This is a genomic window from Frankia sp. AvcI1, from assembly GCF_001420875.1.
Lineage (GTDB): Bacteria > Actinomycetota > Actinomycetes > Frankiales > Frankiaceae > Frankia > Frankia alni.
Window position 1 is genome coordinate 68,955 of sequence record NZ_LJFZ01000032.1, and the last position, 18,569, is coordinate 87,523.

Annotated in this window: 10 protein-coding genes and 5 pseudogenes; 10 read left to right on the forward strand and 5 right to left on the reverse strand. The window is 74.6% G+C overall.

Going from position 1 to position 18,569, the window contains the following annotated elements:
• The first annotated feature begins 198 nt into the window (after positions 1-198).
• The 10 genes and pseudogenes from UK94_RS65830 to UK94_RS26060 all read left to right on the forward strand — a co-directional run.
• Positions 199-1,155 carry a toll/interleukin-1 receptor domain-containing protein gene (locus tag UK94_RS65830; RefSeq protein WP_235489951.1) on the forward strand — a complete coding sequence of 319 codons (957 nt, stop codon included), beginning with the start codon at positions 199-201 and terminating at the stop codon, positions 1,153-1,155.
• Positions 1,156-1,329: 174 nt separating this feature from the next.
• Positions 1,330-2,067 (forward strand): hypothetical protein, encoded by a 738-nt coding sequence (locus UK94_RS26030; RefSeq protein WP_041940359.1) that lies wholly within the window; start codon positions 1,330-1,332, stop codon positions 2,065-2,067.
• A partial coding sequence (locus tag UK94_RS65835) for an AAA family ATPase (protein ID WP_268761650.1) occupies positions 2,060-2,549 on the forward strand: 490 nt, incomplete at its 3' end. The genes UK94_RS26030 and UK94_RS65835, both read left to right, overlap by 8 nt.
• 122 nt (positions 2,550-2,671) lie before the next feature.
• The gene (gene fxsT, locus UK94_RS26035) at positions 2,672-6,073 is read left to right on the forward strand and encodes an FxSxx-COOH system tetratricopeptide repeat protein (protein WP_235489956.1); all 3,402 of its coding nucleotides are present in this window, start codon (positions 2,672-2,674) and stop codon (positions 6,071-6,073) included.
• A 2,404-nt stretch (positions 6,074-8,477) separates the two neighbouring features.
• On the forward strand, positions 8,478-8,983 hold a 506-nt coding region (locus tag UK94_RS65840; RefSeq protein ID WP_235489959.1), incomplete at its 3' end, for an HEXXH motif-containing putative peptide modification protein.
• A gap of 1 nt (position 8,984) precedes the next feature.
• A pseudogene (locus UK94_RS65845) lies at positions 8,985-9,863 on the forward strand (HEXXH motif-containing putative peptide modification protein); the annotation flags it as partial.
• A 111-nt stretch (positions 9,864-9,974) separates the two neighbouring features.
• A complete protein-coding gene (locus UK94_RS26050) occupies positions 9,975-11,669 on the forward strand; it encodes a bifunctional 3-(3-hydroxy-phenyl)propionate/3-hydroxycinnamic acid hydroxylase (RefSeq protein WP_235489920.1) in 1,695 nt (564 codons plus the stop codon).
• A 421-nt stretch (positions 11,670-12,090) separates the two neighbouring features.
• Complete coding sequence (locus UK94_RS26055) at positions 12,091-12,525, forward strand: MerR family transcriptional regulator (RefSeq protein WP_011603491.1); 435 nt, start codon at positions 12,091-12,093, stop codon at positions 12,523-12,525.
• A partial coding sequence (locus UK94_RS65850) for an aldo/keto reductase (protein WP_235489924.1) occupies positions 12,525-12,854 on the forward strand: 330 nt, incomplete at its 3' end. The genes UK94_RS26055 and UK94_RS65850, both read left to right, overlap by 1 nt.
• 1 nt (position 12,855) lies before the next feature.
• Positions 12,856-13,502, forward strand: a pseudogene (locus UK94_RS26060) (aldo/keto reductase); the annotation flags it as partial.
• Here UK94_RS26060 and UK94_RS26065 read toward each other — a convergent pair.
• The 5 genes and pseudogenes from UK94_RS26065 to UK94_RS65870 all read right to left on the reverse strand — a co-directional run.
• Positions 13,492-14,421: a response regulator transcription factor gene (locus tag UK94_RS26065; RefSeq protein ID WP_011603493.1), complete on the reverse strand. Its 930-nt coding sequence runs from the start codon at positions 14,419-14,421 to the stop codon at positions 13,492-13,494. The pseudogene UK94_RS26060 and the gene UK94_RS26065 sit on opposite strands and share 11 nt — an antisense overlap.
• Before the next feature lie 214 nt (positions 14,422-14,635).
• The coding region (locus UK94_RS65855; protein WP_235489961.1) for a hypothetical protein at positions 14,636-14,754 on the reverse strand (119 nt) is incomplete at its 5' end.
• Position 14,755: 1 nt separating this feature from the next.
• Positions 14,756-16,243 (reverse strand): annotated as a pseudogene (locus UK94_RS65860) (cobaltochelatase subunit CobN); the annotation flags it as partial.
• A 1-nt stretch (position 16,244) separates the two neighbouring features.
• A pseudogene (locus UK94_RS65865) lies at positions 16,245-16,939 on the reverse strand (cobaltochelatase subunit CobN); the annotation flags it as partial.
• A 13-nt stretch (positions 16,940-16,952) separates the two neighbouring features.
• Positions 16,953-18,439 (reverse strand): annotated as a pseudogene (locus tag UK94_RS65870) (cobaltochelatase subunit CobN); the annotation flags it as partial.
• Positions 18,440-18,569: the final 130 nt, after the last annotated feature.

The window sequence follows — 18,569 nt, forward strand, 5'->3', positions numbered from 1 at the left end:
GTCGGTGACCAAGGCGCCGCTGCCGGCTCCGGCGCCGCTGCCGGCTCCGGTGCCGCGGATCGTTCGGGTGCCGCGGACGGTCCCGCCGCCGTGGCCGACAACCCGGCCGTCGGCGGCGGCGGCTCTGCGCACGCTGACGGCCCCGCGCACGCCCAGGCGACGGCCGCCCGGGAGGTCGACGCGTTGGTGGCGGCGCTGATGCGGGTGGAGTACATCGCCGATCCCGGTGGGTTCGAGCACTGGCTGGACGAGCTGACCCGACTGCTTGGGCGCGCCGTCGCGCTGACCTCGCCGTGGCTCGCCGTTCGGCTGACCACGCTGGTCACCGAGGCGGTTCGCGAGCCGGGTCGCGGGATGCTCGACGCGCTCGTCCAGTCGCTCGACCTGGTCGCCCCTCGAGACGATCGGGCGCTCTCCGTCGTCCGCCGGCTCGTCACCGAACTGGTCGCCCGGCGCGCCGGCGGGCCCGAGCCGGCCGCCGATGCGAGGGTCCGGGCACCCGCTCCCCCGTTCGTCTCCTGGCCGCTGGGCGACGGGGTCGCGCCGTCGGCACCGCCGCCGCCCCGCGGGCCGGCCGGCGCAGCCGCGTACTACTTCTTCACCAGCCACGCCCACCGCCATGACCGGGACCGCGTCGTCGCCTTCCACCGGGAACTGGAGGCGGAACTGCGACGCAAGGTCCGCCGGCGGGTCGAGCCGGCGGGATTCCTCGACGCCGAACGGATGGGTGGCGGGGAACACTGGCCGACCGCGTTGCGCGACGCGGTGCGGACCGCGCCGGTGCTGGTCGCCCTGTGGTGCGACGACTACTTCGAGAGCGACTGGTGCGGCCGGGAGTTCGGGGTCTTTCAGGAACGGATTCGCCGGGCGACCGCGCCGGGGGGAAAACCGCCGGCGGGCATCATCCCGGTGCCCTGGCTGGTGCGGGAGGCGGACGTGCCCAAGGCCGCGCAGGAGCTGCATCTCGCACGGATAGATCTTGGTCGGAAATACGACAACATGCCTGTCCTGGACCTGATGCGACACCCCGACGCGTTCGCGGAGTATGTGAGCCTGTTGGCCTACCGGGTCATGGACGTCGCTCGCGACGAACTACCACCGCTGGCGGCCGACGCGACCAAGCTCGTGCGTTCCCCGTTCCACCCCGAGTCGTGATGTACCGCACAGGATCGATGACCTGGCCGTCGGCGCGTCGCGGGTCGGGCACGGAATCCGGGACCGTCGAGGAAACAATGCGGTCCGGCCGGAGCTGGTCGCCGTGGATGTGAGAGGCACGGGTGTGATGGTGGGGCGGGCGCGCTGTCGTGGAATGCGACCCGAGGGGTGCTGGTGACCCCTTTCTTCCTCGTGCATCATGCCCTCGCCGGGGGCGACGGCAGCTATGTGCACCGTTTCGCCGGCGACGTGCAGGACGGCGTCTACGAGCGGCTCGGTCGCCGCGAGGCGTTCACGGGCCGGGTGGCCGGCGCGGAGGCGTCCGCGCCGGGCCTGCCGGGACGGTCGAACCCGCAGGTGCTGCTCTCGCCGGTGCTGGTGGCGCTGTACTCCGACGCGTACTTCTCCGACCCGCAGTGCCGGGTCGAGTGGTCGCTGTTCCGGGAGCGGCTGCGCTGGCACCAGCACTTCACCGGGCGCCGCTCGCCGGCGCTGATCGGCCTCCCGTGGTCCATCCGGGCGGTACCGCCCCCGGTGCCGATCCGGCAGACGGACATGATCGACGACGACTTCGGCGCCGAGTTCGCCGCGGGGGGAGCGCTGCGGCTGATCCGCGCCGCCCCCGCCTCACCCGGCTACCGGCACCTGGTCGAGGCCGTCGTCGAGTTGATCGCGCGAGCTCGGGTGGACGAGCCGCCGTCGCTGTCCGAACGCGACGCCGAGCTCGTCCGGCTCTCCGGGCGGACCGCCTGGGCGGGTGGGGCCGCCGCCGGGGATCCGCGGCGGCCCGCGTCACGCACGGCGATACGCCCCGCGGGGGAGCGCCGGTGGCGGATGGCCGATCCCGAGCACACCCGCCGGCCCATCCTGCGTCGAGCCGGCGTCGCGGAAAGGGGCGAGGACGATGACTGAGATCACCCCGACAGCCGAGGTGCAACCGACAGCCGGGGTCACCCCGACAGGCGGGCTCAACCCGACGGTCGAGGTCGCCGGGGGATCGGACCCCGCCGAGCGGCCGGCGCACATCGTCACCTTCTACTCGTACAAGGGCGGCGCCGGGCGCACGATGGCGGTGGCGAACGTCGCCTGGCTGCTCGCCTCGTCCGGCAAGCGGGTGCTCACCGTCGACTGGGACCTGGAATCCCCCGGCCTGCACCGCTACTTTCGGCCCTTCCTGCAGAACAAGGAGCTCGACAGCAGCGACGGCGTCACGGAGATGCTGGAGGGCTTCATCCGGGAGATCGACCGCCTGCAGAACGCCGGGCACCCGGGGCTGGAGCAGGCCGCGGCCCCGCCGGACGCGGCCGCCATCCGCGAGATCACCGCCCATTACAGCGACTTCCGGCACAACGTCGAGACGATCGAGTGGTCGGGTTTCCCCGCCGCCGGGCGCANCGACTTTCTCGGCCCGGGCCGGNAGACCGCCAAGAACNCCGTCGTCGCGGTGGCACTGCCGTGGCCGGCGTTCTTCGAGGACACCGACGGGCGGGCCTACTTTGCCGCGCTGCGTGACCGCATGCGCTTCGCCGGCTACGACTACGTGCTGATCGACAGCCGGACCGGAACCTCGGATGCCGCCGGCATCTGCACCCAGTTGCTACCGGACACCGTCGTGGTCGGCTTCGCGCTGAACAACCAGTCGATCGACGGCGGCGCCGCGGTGGTGCGCCAGATCCGCGGCGGCGAGCGGCCCATCCGCATTCTGCCCGTCCCGATGCGGGTGGAGGACACCGAACAGCGCAAGCAGGAGCTACGCCGCCGGGCGGCCTTCCAGGCGTTCCGTCCGGCGCTGAGCGACCTGTGCGGACCGGACCTCCAGGCGCAGCGGGCGCGTCTGATCGAGCTGGAGGTGCCCTACAAGGCCGCCTACGCCTACGAGGAGGTGCTCGCGACCTTCCTCGAGGACCCCGCGAGCCGGTCGGGTCTGCAGGCCGCCTATCGGGTGCTCGCCGGCGTGATCACCGGGGATGAGCCGCTGTCCACCCGGCCGGTGCCCGCCGAGGAGCGGGAACGGGTACTGCGCGCCTTCGAGCACTACGGGCCGCCCGCCCCGCGCTCCGTGGCCGTCTTCGGCGCGCCGGAGGACCGGCCGTGGGTCGACTGGCTGGTCTCCGTGCTCGTCCCGACCGGTGTGCGGGTTCGACCCGTGGCCCCGACCTCCGTCACCCAGGAGGACTTCCCCGCGGCCGACGCGCTGGTCGTCGTCGGCTCGCCGAACCTCGGACCGGACACGCCGGGAGAGGCGGCGCTGCGCGCGGTGGTGCGCTCCCGGGGACGTGACGGGGCGGCGCGGGCCGCGGCGAGCATCGTCCAGGTCGGCGTGACGCGGCTGGACGACGACTACGCCACCGCCGAGATCATCGGGCTGACGGCGCTCGCCGAGCGGGAGGCGGCGGTCGAGGTCCTCGAACGCCTGGCCCTGCCCGTCCCCGGGATCGGTCTCGGCGACCTCACCGCGGTCACCGCCCGCTATCCGACGCGCCGCCCGCGGGTCTGGACGATGCCGACGATGTTCAGCCAGCCGTTCATCGGCCGTCACGTCCTGCTCGACACCCTGCGCGACCGGTTGCTGCCCGGCGCTCGGGCCGCCGGGCCGACCGTGCTGGTCGGCGGCGACGGGATCGGCAAGAGCGCGGTCGCGGCCCAGTTCGCCCTTCGGTTCGGGGCGGACTACGACGTCGTCCACTGGATCCCCGCCGGGGAGGAGGCGTCCGTGCGGCGCTCCCTGGCCGACCTCGCCGTCCTGCTGCACCCGGACAGCGACGTGCCGCAGGCCCAGCGCTCCCCGTCGGAGCAGCTCGAACGGGTGGCACTGGACGCGCTGCGTCGCGGCGACCCGTCGGCGCGCTGGTTGCTGATCTACGACGGCGTGGGTGACCCGGCGTCGCTGGCCGGGCTGGTGCCGACGGCCACGTCGAACGGGCACGTGCTGATCACCTCGTCCGAGCCGGGGTGGCACGACCAGCCCGGCGCCCTGTGGGTGGAGCCGTTCACGCCCGAGGAGAGCCTGGCGTTCCTGCGCCAGTGGCTGCCCGCGGTCGACGGGGAACGGCTGGACCTGGTCGCCCAACGCCTCGATCACCGGCCGTCCGGTCTTCGCACGGCCGTGGGCCGGCTGCGCCAGCAGTGGCGCGGGGCGGAGATCGACGACCAGGCGGTCGACGCCTACCTGGCCCAGACCGTCGGCGCCACGGCCGAGACGACGACCTGGACGGTGTCCTTCGAGACGCTGCGGTCCGCGGCGAGTCCGGTGCGACGGGCCGCCGCCCGCCTGTTGGAGCTGTGCGCCTTCCTGTCCCCGCAGGGCGTCCCGCGCGGCCTGCTGGAGTCGCCGGTGATGCTGCGCTACCTCGCCGGGGAGGTCGGCGACGACACGATCGCCGACCCGACCGTGCTGCCCGAGCTCTGGGGGGAGATCCGCAGGCCCCGACTCGCCGAGGTCGACGCCGTGCCGGAGGGCCAGCTGCGGCTGGCGGCCCGCTGGCAGCTGCTGCTCGTCGAGCGGATGACCCCGGGCGCTCGGACGGCGGCGCGCGCGGCGGTGCTCGGGGTCTTCGCCGAGATCGCGCTGGCCGCCCCGCGGGCCGCCGACCCGGCAAGCTGGCCCATCTACCGGATGCTGGAGGAGCAGGTCCTGCCCTCCGGCGCGATCGACAGCCCGTCGCCCGCCGTGCGCCAGTGGCTGGTGTCCCAGGTGTATGCGATGTGGCGGTCGGGCCGGCTGGAACTCGGCCGGGACCTGGCCGAGCGCACCCTGGACCGCTGGCGGGAGCTGTTCGGGCCGGACGACCCGCCGACCCTGCGGATGGCCACCCACCTGGCGATGCTGCTGCGGGACCTCGGCCGGTTCCAGGCCGCCTACGACCTCAACACCGACACTCTCGCCCGCCAGCGCCAGCACCTGGGCGTCTACCACCGGCACACGCTGATCACCGCGATGAGCTACGGCATCGACAGCCGCGAGCTCGGACGGTACGCGATGGCGGCGGCCGAGGACAGCAGCACCCTGCTGGGATTCCGGGACACCCTCGGCGACAACCACCTCGACACCCTCATGGCCGCGAGCAACCTCGCGCTGTCGACGTTCCTGGCGGGCCGCGCCCGGGAGGCGCTGAACCTCAGCGTGGACACGATGGCGCGGCTGCGGCTGGTCGGCGCCGAGAACACCTCGCAGTTCTGGTGGTTGCAGGCGCGGGCGGGCATCTGCCAGCGCGAGCTCGGTGACCTGGAGCAGGCGGAGCGGCTGCTGCGGCAGGCCGCGACGAGCCTGGCCGACATCGAGGGGAGCACCACCCACCTGACGCTGCGCTGCAACAAGCACCTCGCGGTCGTCCTGCGCCTGCGCGGCAGCGCGGATGCCGCCGATCACCTGGCGGCGGAGACGCTGCGGCGCTACGTCGAGATCTACGGCGAGGCGGACCTGGGCACGATCGCCTGCCGCCTCAGCCGCGCGGGTCACCTGCACGCCCTCGGCGAGCATCACCGGGCCGTGGTCGAGGCCGAGTCGTGCCTGCGGGAATATCTCCGGCTGCACGGCGGCGAGCATCCGTTCACCAACATCTGCCGGTCCGATCTGTCGATTTACCTGCGCGCCGACGGACGCCCGGCCGAGGCGCTCGAACTCGCCGAGCAGGCCTATCTCGCGCTCGCCGACGAGCTCTATCTGCACCATCCGTTCGCCCTGGCCGCGGGGGTGAACCTCGCTGCCGCGCGGGTCGCGCTGGACGACGTCGAGGAGGCCGGCCGGCTGGCGGAGGAACTGCTGCAGGAGGCCGAGATGTCGCTCGATCGCCAGCATCCCCATCTGGCGACACTGCGTCATAACGTTGCGGTGCTGGCCGCCGGGAACGTGGCTGCCGGGAACGCGGCCGGCGGGCACGGTCACCGGGACATCGACATCGACATCTCCAGTGTCTGACCCGGTGCCCGCTTCGCATCGGACGCATGCGCCGGCCACCATCCGGCGGGTCCCGGCAGCCGGCAGAAGGAGGAGCTGATGGTGACTGTTCCCGACGACTCCCTTGAACCCCACATCTTCACCGCCCGGCACATCGGCGACGAATACAACGGCATCAGGCGCGAATTTCGCCGGGCGGTCGCGATCGCCGGTGCGCAGCACATCGGCTACTACGATCGCGGACTGCCGACGGTGGCGGCGGATCTGCTCGCCCATCCGGTTCTGACCGAGAACTTCCGTGGTGCCCGCACGGTGGAGCGGGCCCGCCGGGACTACGAGACGATCGGCCGCCAGCTCAACCATCGGATGACCGAACTGAATGCCGCGCTGTTCGGGGTGGGCGGCGGTCGCCTGATCAGGACGGTCTTCGCGGCGCCTGATCGGGCGGTGCTGTACTTCGACGTCGACGAGGGGCAGTACATCGTCGGCGTGAGTCTCACCGCGCAGGCGCTGGAGGCCGCCGACCTGGCGTTGTCGGCGGCGGCGGCGCGGATCCGGACGGCCCGGGGCCTCGCCGACCCCAACTACGGCGGGTACCACCAGGGCGGCTACTACCAGCCGCCGGCGGAGCCGTTGGCAACGGGAGCGGTCGACGCCCGCCTCCGGGACGCGGCGGGGGACGCAGCCGGCGGAGAGGTCGGCGGAGAGAGCGGGGGAGAGCCCGGTGGATCGGCCGGGGGAGAGGCGCACGTCTTCGCCTCGCTGCCCCGGCCCTCGGTGCCGGTGTTCGCCAGTCCGTGGGCCACGTTGATCCACCGGCGCTGGTCGCCGCTGCGCGACGGCCGCGAGGAGCTGTTCCAGGCGCAGGCGGTGAACATTCTTCAGCCGGCCGACCTTCAGTACATCGCACTGGTGCGCGAGGGCCGCGTGAGCGCCGCGGACGTGCTGGACCACAGCGATCTGAACGAATTCTTCGTCGGTCCCGGACGGACCGCCCGGCGGGACGCCATCGAGCAGGTCGGCGCCGAGTTCCTGGTGCTCAGCGATCTNCTCGACGGGCTGCTGCGCTCGGTGCTAAACCGCCGCCTGACCCGCACCGTTCTCGATGTCGAGAAGGGCGCGCTGTATTTCCATCGGATCAGCCGGGACGAGGTTCTGCTCGGCGTCACCGTCGACCAGCGTCGGGTGGCCGACGCGGATCGGCGGTTCCAACTGCTCGTGCATCGATTCACCGCCGCCCGCGGGGAGTGACAATCGGTCTCGGCGCCGACGGGAACCCGTCGTTGGACGGGATCGCCGCAGATCCCACCGCGCTATTCTTCGTCGTGCAGGTTCCTGCGCCGCAGGACGCGCACCGGCGTGGTGGGAGGCTCCACCGATGGCACACGATCTGACCCCCCTGCCCGGNGGTCTGGTGGACCTCTGCGGGTTCGACATCGACCGGCTGGACGCGCTGTCCGGCCCGGTGTCCGGGGAATGGTTGCGTCAGGTCGCAGCCTGGGTCGGCCAGNCGGCCGCGCCGCTGCCGCCCGCCCTCGCCGTCGCGTTCAGCGGCTCGCTCACCACCGCCGGATACCAGCCCCGCAGCCGCCTGTACGGCGAGGTGTCGGACGGTGAGGTCCGNCGCGGGCGCGGTGTCGCCGAGCTGTCGCGTCCCGGCGACCCGGCCACGCTCCCGACCGACCCGCACTCGACCGGCCCGCACTCGACCAGTGCCCGCTCGGTGGCCGTGCGCCGGCGTCCTCCCCGTGGCCACGTCCCGCCGGCCGCCGCCGGGACGTGGACGGGATTCAGCGGCTCGCGGGCCGAGCCGCTGCCGCCCTCGGCTCGCCATCGTGTCACCTACGGTGACCTCGACGCGGTGGCGCGCGGGCGGGCCGGTCCCGCCGTGCTCACCGAGCTGCGCCGGGCCCAGATCAGCCGGCGGATGCTGCTGCTCTGGGCCGTCCTGCGCAGTGTGGGCGCCGCTGACCTCGACGCCGAGACGCGGGCCTGCCTGGCCACGGCGGTGCGGGTGCTCACCCGGGCCCAGCGGCGGGCGCCCGGGGAGGTGCACGCCCTGCTGTTGCATCCGACGGTCGGGATCTGGCTGGTGGACAGCCTGCGCCGGTGCTGGCGGGCGGCAGCCCGGGTCGACGCTGCTGGGGTCGACGCTGCTGGGGTCGACGCTGCTCGGGTCGACGGCGTCGGCGCGGCCGGCGTCGGCGGTCTGGGTTACCTCGACGGTCTGGGTTACCTCGGCGGGATCGCGGTCGCCGCCGCCCTGCGCGCCCGGCAGGCGTGCCAAGTGCCGGTCCGGATCGTCGACGGGCTGGTCGCCGTGCCGACCGTCGGCTGCGCCGTCGTGGAGGCGGCGGGCGGCTGGGCGCTCGCCGTCGTCACGCCGGCCGGCGCCGGGGACGACCGGCCGTCCACGCTGCGGGTGATGCTTCCCGACCGGTGCCTCGTGGTGCGTCCCGGCGATCCGTCCCCGCCGACCGGGGGCGCCTGGCTCCCGGCGCGCTCAGTGTTCGCCGCCGCCGGGGCCGGTCCCGCCGGCGGCTCCGGCGGCGTCGAGCTGTCGCTGGAGGACACCGACCCGTTCCGCGGCGGCGACGCCCTCCCGCTGCCCGCCGCGGCGCGCGGCGGTCCGGCCACGACGGCGCGCTGGCGGCGACTGACCGCCGCGGCCGGCGCCATCCTGGCCTCGACCGATGCCGGCCAGGCGGCCGAGGTCGCCGGCACCCTGCGCGCCCTGGTCCCGCTGCGCGAGGCGGCGGACCGGCCGAGCAGCAGCGCCACGGTGACCGACGCCCTCGGAACCATCATGATCACTGCGCCGCCCGACCCGATGCGGCTTGCCGTCGCGTTCGTCCACGAGGCGGCGCACAGCCGGCTGGAGATGCTGGGCGACATCACGCCGCTGGTCCGGGCGGTCGAGGGCCCTCGGGTNCACTTCGCCCCCTGGCGTCCCGATCCCCGTCCGCTGGCCGCCGTCCTGCACGGCGCCTTCGCCTACTCCCGGATGGCCGCCTTCTGGGCGGCCCGCTGGGCGCGTCCGCGGCGCGCCGGCGATCTGCAGGCGGCCTACGAGCTCGCCTGGTGCCGCGGCGCCCTGCGCCTGGCGCTGCCGGTACTACGCGCGGCCGGTGGTCTCACCGCGGCCGGTGACCACCTGGTCGCGGCGATGGAGGCCGACTGTGACGTCTGGGACCGCGTCGAGTTGCCGCCCGCGCTGACCTGCGCCGCCCGGCGCGTGCTGCGCGACGTCTGCGTGGTCTGGCGGCTGCGCAACATGCGCCCGGACGCCGATCACATCGCCGGTTGGGCGCGGGACTGGCTGGCCGGCCGACCCTGCGGGCGCCCGGTGCCGCCGCGCGGCCGGGTGGAGTCCCCGCGCGAGCCGTATCCGGTGCACCGCCACGCCCGGCAACTGCTCACCGCTCTGGCTTTCGTCCCGCCCCGCCTCGGTGGGCCTGCGCCCTGCGCAGCCACGGCCGGGGATCTGGCGGCCGTCGCCGGTGACACCACCCGCGCGGCGGTCGAGTTCCGCCGGGAGCTGCGCGAGCGGCCGGGACGGGTGGAGTCCTTCGCCGGGCTGGCGCTGATCCACGCCGCCCGGGTCGGCGGCGGGCTGGAGCGACGGATCTGCCTCGACCATCCCGAGGCGGTGCTGGCGCTCGGCGAGCGGATCCGTGCCGTCACCGGGCGCACCCCCGACCTGCCCGTCCTCACGGCCTGGATCGCCGCCGGCCCCGCCGCGAACCCCGGTCGGCCGGTCGGGCGCATGGTCACCCGCGTGCAGCGAGTACCCGCCGCAGCCACCTGCTGACAGCGGCGAGGAGGTCCCTCACCGCGTCGCTGTCACGGACAGCGTCTGACCTATGGCCTTCTGCATCCCAATCTTCTACGGTTGGTAGAAGTCGAGGCTGAGGGGTGCGCGATGGCAGCGGACGCGACGCTGGATGTGCAGGATGAGGTGAACGTGCTGAACGTGCTGAACGTGCTGGATGTGCTGGTGGTCGGGTACGGGCCGGTCGGCGCGGTGCTGGCGGCGATGCTCGGCCGGCGAGGCCTGTCGGTCGGCGTCGTGGATCCGCAGAAGGAACCCTTCCCGCTGCCCCGGGCGGTGGGCCTCGACGAGGAGACGCTGCGGCTGCTGGTCGGGCTGCCCGGCCTGGCCGGCCTCCTCGACCGGGTGCACGCCAGCGGCCGCAGCGCCATCCTCGGGCCGAACCGGCGGGTGCTCATCGAGCTCGGCCTCGGGGACAGCGAGCTCGGCAACCCGGTCGCGGCGTTCTTCCACCAGCCGTCGTTCGAGCGTGACCTGCGCGCCGGCATCGCCACCCTGCCCGGCGTCACCGTGCACCTCGGCCGGTCGGTGACGGCGCTGCACCAGGACGGCGAGCCGGCGGCCGCGGGCGGCTCAGGCGGCTCAGGCGGCTCAAGCGGCTCAGGCGGTTCGGACGGCTCGGGCGCACCGGACGGCCCGGTCGTCGCGGAGCTGGACGACGGCAGCCGGCTGCGGGCCCGCTGGGTGGTCGGCTGTGACGGCGCCTCGAGCTCGGTGCGCGCCATGCTCGGCGTCGACTACGCCGGGTCGACCTTCACCCAGCCCTGGCTGGTCGTGGACGTCGAGACGCCGACGCCGCTGGCACACCTGCCGTACTTCTCGTTCGTCTGCGACCCGCGGCGCCCCGCGGTGACCATGCCGATGCCCGGCGGCCACCGCTGGGAGTGGATGCTGCTGCCCGGGGAGGACCCGGCGCGGATGGCGCAGGCCGACGGCGTCCGCGCGCTGCTGAGCGACTGGGTGGACCCGGACTCGGTGCGGGTCGTACGCACCGCCGTCTACACCTTCCACGCCCGCGCGGCAGCACGCTGGCGGGTCGGCCGGATCCTGCTCGCCGGGGACGCCGCGCACAGCATGCCGCCGTTCGCCGGCCAGGGCCTCGGCGCCGGGCTGCGCGACGCCGCCGCGCTGTCCTGGCGGCTCGCCGAGGTCGTCGGCGGGCTCGCCGGCGAGGACCTGCTCGACGACTACGAGCGTGAACGCCGCCCGCACGTCCAGGCGATGACGTCCGCGGCGCTGCGGGTCGGCCGGGTCGTGCAGACGACGAACCCGCGGCTGTCCCGACTCACCCGGTCCGTGCTGGTCACCCTCGACCACGCTCCCGGCCTGCGCCGTGCGCTGCGGGGCGGCGCGGCCCGACCGCGGCCGCGGCTGCCCCGCGGCGTCGCCGGCAGCCGTCCCGCCGCCGGACGGATCCTGCCGAACCCGCGGCTGCGCACCCTCGGCGGCCACATCGTCCGCCTCGACGACCTGCTCACCGACGCCTGGACCCTGATCGGCCACGGGATCGACCCGACCGCCGACATGGACCCCGCCGCGCGGGACTGGGTCGACCGGCGGGCCGCCACCGCGCTCACCGTCGTCGCCCCCGGCGGTCTGCGGGCCGTCAGCGACGTCTCCTGCCCGGCGGTCGAGGACCTCGACGGCACGCTGCTGCACGCGCTGCGCACCCGCCGCCCGCTGCCGATCGCCCTCGTCCGCCCCGACCGCTACTTCGCCGGCCTGGTGGCCGCCCCGTTGCTGGGTTCCGACCTGCTCGACCCCGCCGGCCACCTCCGACCCTGAGCCGATTCCGGTGTTGCGCGCAGTCGCGCCCCGCGACCGGTTCTGTGTGTCGGTTCCGGCTCCGCCGCCGGTGATCCGCGGTTCCGCGCAACCGCGTCGACCCGGGCCGGCGCCGACGTCCTGCGCTCACCTGCGGGGGCTTTGACTTGGAGTGCGCTCCAGGTCCTAGCGTGGACTCATGGCCACGCTCGAAGCACCCGCGACGACGTCCAGCCCGACCATCGCACCCCGACAGGCACCGCCCCGCCAGACACCGCCCCGCGAGGCATCGAACCGACAGGCATCGAACCGACAGGCACCGAACCGACAGGCATCGAACCGCCAGGCGTCGGCGCGTCCGGCGTCGTCACCGCAGGCTCCGCTTCGCCAGGTGTCGCCGTGCGCGGTCCCGCCGAGATCCGAACCGGTGGGCGTCGTCGGGGTGGATGACCCGGTTCACGCCTCCTGCGGGGAGCCGGTGGTCGACCCGCTGGCGGGCGAGGACTGCGCCGGCACGCTGACGATCGCCGAGGCCGCCGCGGCCACCGGCGTCAGCACCCACACGCTGCGCTACTACGAACGCGCCGGGCTGATGCGGGATCCGGTCGCCCGGGCCACCTCCCAGCACCGGCGTTACTCCGCTGACGACATCCGCTGGGTGACGTTCCTGACCCGGTTGCGGATGACCGGCATGCCGATCCGGGAGATGGCCCGCTACGCCCGGCTGGCCGGCGCGGGCGAGGGTAACGAGGCCGACCGCCTGGCGCTGCTCACCGAGCATCGGCGCCGGGTGCTGGAGCGCCTCGACGAGGTCCAGCGCAACCTCGCCGCCATCGACAAGAAGATCGCCGTCTACCAGGAGAGGATCGACCGCTGATGCGCAGGGTCGCGTTGGGCAGCCAGGGGCTGGAGGTCTCCGTCCAGGGGCTGGGCTGCATGGGCATGTCCGAGTTCTACGGCGCCGGAGACGACGCCGAGTCCGTCGCCACGATCCACCGGGCGCTCGACCTCGGCGTCACGCTGCTGGACACCGCCGACATGTACGGTCCGCATCGCAACGAGGAGCTCGTCGGACGGGCGATCGCCGACCGGCGCGACGAGGTTGTGCTCGCGACCAAGTTCGGCATCGTCCGCGACCCGGCCGACCCCGCCGTCCGGGGCGTCAACGGCCGGCCGGAGTACGTCCGCTCGGCCTGCGACGCGTCGNTGCGCCGGCTCGGTGTCGACCACATCGACCTGTACTACCAGCACCGGGTCGATCCGTCGGTCCCGATCGAGGAGACCGTCGGCGCGATGGCCGAGCTCGTCGCCGCCGGGAAGGTGCGCTACCTCGGCCTGTCCGAGGCGGCGCCGACCACCATCCGGCGCGCCCACGCCGTCGCGCCGATCACCGCCCTGCAGACGGAGTTCTCGATCTGGTCGCGGGAGCCGGAGGCGGAGATCCTGCCGACGCTGCGCGAGCTCGGGATCGGGTTCATCGCCTACAGTCCGCTGGGACGGGGCTTCCTGACCGGCGCCTTCCGCTCGGCGGCGGACTTCGCCGCCGACGACTTCCGCCGGAACCTGCCGCGGATGAGTGGGGACAACCTGGCGGCGAACCTCGCGGTGCTCGCCGAGGTCGACGAGCTCGCCGCCGAGAAGGGTGTGACACCCGCGCAGCTCGCGCTGGCCTGGGTGCATCAGCAGGGCGACGACGTCGTGCCGATCCCGGGCACGAAGCGGCGTCGTTACCTGGAGGACAACGTCGCGGCGGCCGGGATCGCCCTCACCCCCGCCGAGGCGCAGCGGCTCGGCGCCGTCGGGTCGTCGGTGGCGGGCACTCGCTACCCCGACATGTCGTTGGTCAACGGCTAGCCAGCGCGCCGGGGGCCGGCCGGGCCGGCGCGGTGCGGGCGGCGGCACCGGCCGTGGCGGCCGTGGCTGCCGGCGTCGGGGGTGGCGTCGACACCGGGGGCCGGGCCGAGGCCAGGGGCTGGGGCGAGGCCAGCGGCTGGGGCGAGGCGGGGGCCTGGGGCAGGGGCGAGGCCGAGCAGACGCGATAGCCGATGCCGCGCACGGTGAGGATGTGGGTCGGGGCGGACGGATCCGCCTCCACCTTGCGGCGCAGCCGGCGGACGTGGACGTCGAGCATCCGCGCCCCGCCGAAGTAGTTGTAGCCCCAGATCCGTTCCAGCAGCTGCTTGCGGGTGACGGCCCGCCCGCCCGCCACGGCGAGCTCGCACAGCAGCCGGAACTCGGTGCGGGTCAGGTGCTGGTCCTCGCCGTGCCGGCTGACGACCCCCTCGGCCGGGCGGATCTGCAGGTCGCCGACGCTCAGCGCGCTGGCCGTCGCCTGCCCCGGATGAACGCGGCGCAGCAGGGCCCGCAGCCGCGCGAGCACCTCCGGGGTGACCGGGGGAGCGGTGACGTAGTCGTCGGCGCCGGCCTCCAGGGCCGCGATGACGCCGGCGGGGTCCAGCCGGTCGGCGACGACGACGAGGGGGACGTCGCCGGCGGCGCGCAGCCGGCGACAGAACTCCAGCCCGTCCATCGGAGCATCGGGTTCGGACGGATCACCGCCGGCCGGGCCGAACACCAGCTCGTCCAGCCACGGCACGTCGGAGGCCAGCGGCAGGCAGGTCAGCACGAGATGCGCGCCGCGCGCGGCCAGCAGGGCGAGGGCCTGCTCGCCGGTTGCGGCCGTGTCGATGCCGTAGCCCTCGCCGAGCAGGGCGGGCACCAGGTCGCGCCGCAGGGCGGCCTCGTTCCCCACCAGCAGAAGTGTCGTCCGCACCTTGGCTATTTTCCCGGATCCGGCCTGCTTGTCCCCTCCGGGGCCCGTCCGGACCAGGGCACCCGGGCCCCGTCCGTGCCGGGAAACCAGGGCTGACAAGGCCCTCGACTGCTCCCGTCATGCCATTCGGCACATCCGACCGGTGGCCGAACGGCCCCGGACGGGGGTACCGAAGGTCCGCCCGGCGCGGGCGGACCGGCCCGGCCCGAACGGGTCAGGTCGGCCCGGCGCCCGCGGAGCCGTCCTCCAGGTCGCCCTCGGTGCGAAGGTAGAGCTCCTGCAGGGCGTCGAGGGTGGCCGGCTCGGGATGCTGCCACAGGCCCCGGGCGGCGGNCTCCAGCAGCCGTTCGGTGATGCCGTGCAGCGCCCAGGGGTTGGACTCGGTGAAGAACTTCTGGCTGTCGGCGTCGAGGGCGTAGGTCGCGGCGAGCCGCTCGTACATCCAGTCGGCGACCACGCCGGCGGTGGCGTCGTAGCCGAACAGGTAGTCGACGGTGGCGGCCATCTCGAACGCGCCCTTGTAGCCGTGGCGGCGCATCGCCGCCAGCCAGCGGGGGTTCACCACCCGGGCGCGGAAGACCCGGGAGGTCTCCTCGGTCAGCGTCCGGGTGCGCACGGCCTCGGGCCGGGTGCTGTCGCCGATGTAGGCGGCGGGGGCCCGGCCGGTCAGGGCCCGCACCGTCGCGACCATCCCGCCGTGGTACTGGAAGTAGTCGTCGGAGTCGGCGATGTCGTGCTCGCGGGTGTCGACGTTCTTCGCGGCCACCGCGATGCGCCGGTAGGCGGCCTCCATGTCCGCGCGGGCGGGGGCCCCGTCGACGCCGCGTCCGTAGGCGTAGCCGCCCCAGGTGGCGTAGACCTCGGCGAGGTCGGCGTCGTCGCGCCAGTTGCGGCTGTCGATCAGGGGCAGCAGGCCGGCGCCGTACGCCCCGGGCTTCGACCCGAAGATGCGCAGCGTCGCCCGCCGCTCGTCGCCGTGGGTCGCCAGGTCCGCGCGGGCGTGGGCGCGGACGTGGTTGTCCTCGTCGGGTTCGTCGAGGCCGGCGGCCATCCGCACCGCGTCGTCGAGCATCGCGACCACGTGCGGGAACGCGTCGCGGAAGAAGCCGCTGATGCGCACGGTCACGTCGATACGGGGACGGCCGAGCTCGGCCAGGCCGATCGGTTCCAGCCCGCTGACGCGGCGCGACGCGTCGTCCCAGACGGGCCGGATGCCGAGCAGGGCGAGGACCTCGGCGACGTCGTCGCCGGACGTGCGCATCGCGCTGGTGCCCCAGACGGACAGCCCGACGGACCGCGGCCAGTCGCCGGTGTCGGCCCGGTAGCGCTCCAGCAGCGACGTCGCCATCGCCTGGCCGGTCTCCCACGCCAACCGGCTGGGGACCGCCTTCGGGTCGACGGAGTAGAAGTTGCGGCCGGTGGGCAGCACGTTGACCAGGCCACGCAGGGGGGAGCCGCTGGGGCCGGCCGGGACGTAGCCGCCGTCGAGGGCGTGCAGGACGCTGGCGATCTCGTCGGTGGTCCGCGCGAGGCGCGGCACGATCTCGGTGGCGGCGAAGCGCAGCACCGCCCCGACCGCCTCCCGCCGCAGGTCCGCGGGCGGTTGCGGTTCCTCCCCGGCGCTTGCTGGCGCCGCCGGCAGGACGGCGCCGAGGACGGCGTCGAGGGCGGCGCCGACGGCGGCGGGCTCCCAGGCGCGGTCCTCCATCGCGGTGACCAGGGCGAGGGCGGTCCGTTCGGCGGCGTCGACGTCGACGCGGGCGGCGGTGTCGTCCTCGGCGAGGCCCAGGGCCTCGCGCAGCCCCGGCAGCGTCCGCTGGCCNCCCCACATCTGGCGGGCCCGCAGCATGGCGAGAACGAGGTTGATCCGCGCCTCGCCGGCCGGGGCGACGCCGAGCACGTGCAGGCCGTCGCGGATCTGCGCGTCCTTGACCTCGCACAGCCAGCCGTCGACGTGCAGCAGGAAGTCGTCGAACTCGGCGTCGTGCGGCCGGTCGGCGAGGCCCAGGTCGTGGTCGAGGCGGGCGGCCTGGATGAGGGTCCAGATCTGGGCGCGGATCGCCGGCAGCTTCGCCGGGTCCATCGCCGCGATCGAGGCGTGCTCGTCGAGGAGCTGCTCCAGGCGGGCCAGGTCGCCGTAGCTTTCGGCCCGCGCCATCGGCGGGACGAGATGGTCGACCAGGGTGGCGTGCGCCCGTCGCTTGGCCTGCGTGCCCTCGCCGGGGTCGTTGACGAGGAACGGGTAGATCAGCGGCAGGTCGCCGAGGGCCGCGTCCGTCGGGCAGGACGCGCTCATCCCCACCGTCTTGCCGGGCAGCCACTCCAGCGTCCCGTGCTTGCCGAGGTGGACGACGGCGTGCGCGCCGAACCCGCCGGCCGTCGCCGGGGCGGCCAGCCAGCGGTAGGCGGCCAGGTAGTGGTGGCTGGGCGCCAGGTCCGGGTCGTGGTAGATCGCCACCGGGTTCTCCCCGAAGCCGCGCGGCGGCTGGACCAGCAGCACGACGTTGCCGGCCCGCAGNGCGGCGAGGACNATCTCGCCGTCGGGGTCGCGGGTGCGGTCGACGTACAGCTCGCCTGGCGGCGGTCCCCAGTGCCGCTCGACGCCGGCCCGCAGGTCGGCGGGCAGCGTGTCGTACCAGGCCCGGTAGGCGGCCGCGGAGATCCGCACGGGGTTGCCGGCGAGCTGCGCCGCGGTGAGCCACGCCGGGTCCTGCCCGCCCGCGGCGATGATCGCGTGGATGAGGGCGTCGCCGTCCTGCGCGGCGACTCCCGGCAGGGCGTCCGGGCCGTCGGCGGGGCCGATGTCGTACCCGGCGGCGCGCATCTCGCGCAGCAGCCGCACGGTGCTCGCCGGGGTGTCGAGGCCCACCGCGTTGCCGATACGGGAGTGCTTCGTCGGGTACGCCGACAGCATCAGCGCGACGCGGCGCCCGGCGGGCGCGACGTGCCGCAGCCGGCCGTGCGCCACCGCGATGCCGGCGACCCGGTCGGCTCGCTCGGGATCGGCGACGTAGCTGGTCAGCCCGTCGGGGTCGACCTCCTTGAAGGAGAACGGCACGGTGATCAGACGGCCGTCGAACTCGGGGATCGCGACCTGGGTGGCGGCGTCCAGCGGCGACAGCCCGTCGTCGGAGTCCGCCCACGCCGCCCGCCCGCCGGTCAGGCACAGCCCCTGCAGGATCGGGATGTCCAGCGCGGCCAGCGCCCCGACGTCCCACGCCTCGTCGTCCCCGCCGGCGGCCGCCCGGGCGGGCTGGCTGCCGCCCGCGGCGAGCACCGTGACGACGAGGGCGTCGGCCCGGCCGAGCGTGGCGAGCAGGTCCGGCTCGGCGGTGCGCAGCGACGCGCAGTACACCGCCAGCGCCGTGCCGCCGGCCCGCTCGACCGCGGCGCACAGCTCCTCGACGAACGCCGTGTTGCCGGCGACGTGATGTGCCCGGTAGTACAACACCCCGATCACCGGGCCGGCCTGGCCGGCCGCGGACGGCCGAGCCGCGGCGGCGGGCCGGTCGAGCACGCCCCAGGCCGGGGTGGTGACCGGCGGGGCGAACCCGCCGCCGGTGAGCAGCAGGGTGTCGGCGAGGAAGCGGTGCAGCTCGCCGAGGTTGGCCGGCCCGCCCTCGGCGAGGTAGGCATGCGCCTCGGCGCAGATCCCCGCCGGCACCGTGGAGATGGCCATGAGCTCCGCGTCCGGGGCCCGCTCGCCGCCGAGGACGACCACCGGCCGCGGCCCGGCGAGCAGCCTGGCCAGGCCCTCCTCCCACATCCGCCGCCCGCCGAGGATGCGCACGACGACCACGTCGACGCCGTCGGTCAGCGCGTCGAGGGCGGTGGCGCCGGCGGCGTCGGTGACGTCGAGACGGGCCGGGTTGCCGAGCCGGTAGCGGGCGCCGCTCGCCCGCGCGGAGAGCAGGTCGGTGTCCGACGTCGACAGCAGCAGGACGACGGCGTCGAACTCGCCCTCGGCGGACCCGCCCGCGGCGGTGGACTCGGACGGCGTGCTGGACGCAGGGGTCACGGTGCTGCCTTTCCCGGGCTTCCTCGCCGTGTGCCGCTCGTGGGTGCCTCACGATGGCAGAACGGCCGCCGGGTATGTCAAGCGCTGTGNCGATACCGTCACGACCGACGATCAACCGACAGGGGCCGAG